Annotated in this window: 1 protein-coding gene; it reads right to left on the reverse strand. The window is 57.1% G+C overall.

The features are described from left to right. Positions 1 to 1,734 (reverse strand): hypothetical protein (locus AC1D7X_RS25690; RefSeq protein WP_495476427.1); only part of this gene is annotated, 1,734 nt, incomplete at both ends.

Here is a 1,734-nt window from a genome sequence, read left to right on the forward strand (position 1 = left end):
CCCGTTGCTCCTGTTACTCCGGTTGCTCCCGTGACTCCTGTGGCTCCGGTTGCACCAACTGCTCCAGTTGCTCCTGTAACTCCTGTTACACCAACTGCTCCTGTTGCTCCTGTTACTCCGGTTGCTCCGGTCGCTCCGGTAATTCCTGTGGCTCCTGTGACTCCAATCCCTGTTGCTCCTGTTACCCCTGTTGCGCCTGTTACACCAACTGCTCCTGTGGCTCCTGTGACTCCTGTGGCTCCTGTTACACCAACTGCTCCTGTTGCTCCTGTAGCTCCAATCCCCGTTGCTCCTGTTACTCCGGTTACTCCCGTGACTCCTGTGGCTCCGGTTGCACCAACTGCTCCAGTTGCTCCCGTAACTCCCGTCGCTCCTGTGGCTCCTGTTGCTCCTGTTGCTCCTGTTATTCCTGTTACTCCGGTAATTCCTGTGGCTCCTGTTACACCAACTGCTCCTGTTGCTCCTGTGGCTCCGGTTGCACCTGTGGCTCCAATCCCCGTTGCACCTGTTACTCCGGTTGCTCCCGTGACTCCTGTGACTCCAATCCCCGTTGCTCCTGTTACTCCGGTTACTCCCGTGACTCCTGTGGCTCCTGTGGCTCCTGTTACACCAACTGCTCCTGTGGCTCCTGTTGCTCCTGTTACACCAACTGCTCCTGTTGCTCCTGTGGTTCCCGTGACTCCTGTGACTCCAATCCCCGTTGCTCCTGTTGCACCAATTGCTCCGGTTGCTCCGGTAATTCCTGTGGCTCCTGTTACACCAACTGCTCCTGTGGCTCCTGTTACTCCGGTTACTCCTGTGACTCCAATCCCTGTTGCTCCTGTTACCCCTGTTGCGCCTGTTACACCAACTGCTCCTGTGGCTCCTGTGACTCCTGTTGCTCCTGTTACACCAACTGCTCCAGTTGCTCCCGTGACTCCGGTTGTACCTGTGGCTCCAATCCCCGTTGCTCCTGTTACTCCGGTTGCTCCCGTGACTCCTGTGGTTCCGGTTGCACCAACTGCTCCAGTTGCTCCTGTTACTCCGGTCGCTCCGGTAATTCCTGTTGCGCCTGTTACACCAACTGCTCCTGTGGCTCCCGTGACTCCTGTAACTCCTGTTACACCAACTGCTCCTGTTGCTCCTGTGGCTCCTGTGGCTCCCGTAATTCCTGTGGCTCCGGTTGCACCAACTGCTCCTGTTTCTCCTGTTACTCCGGTCGCTCCGGTAATTCCTGTGGCTCCTGTTACACCAACTGCTCCTGTTTCTCCTGTGGCTCCTGTTATTCCTGTGACTCCTGTTACACCAACTGCTCCTGTGGCTCCTGTTGCTCCTGTTGCTCCTGTTACACCAACTGCTCCTGTTGCTCCTGTGGTTCCCGTGACTCCTGTGACTCCAATCCCCGTTGCTCCTGTTACTCCGGTTGCTCCCGTGACTCCTGTGGCTCCGGTTGCACCAACTGCTCCAGTTGCTCCTGTAACTCCTGTTACACCAACTGCTCCTGTTGCTCCTGTTACTCCGGTTACTCCCGTGACTCCTGTTGCTCCGGTCGCTCCGGTAATTCCTGTGGCTCCTGTGACTCCTGTGGCTCCTGTTACACCAACTGCTCCTGTTGCTCCTGTAGCTCCAATCCCCGTTGCTCCTGTTACTCCGGTTACTCCCGTGACTCCTGTGGCTCCGGTTGCACCAACTGCTCCAGTTGCTCCCGTAACTCCCGTCGCTCCTGTGGCTCCTGTTGCTCCTGTTGCTCCTGTT

Source organism: Paenibacillus sp. Y568, from assembly GCF_059445545.1.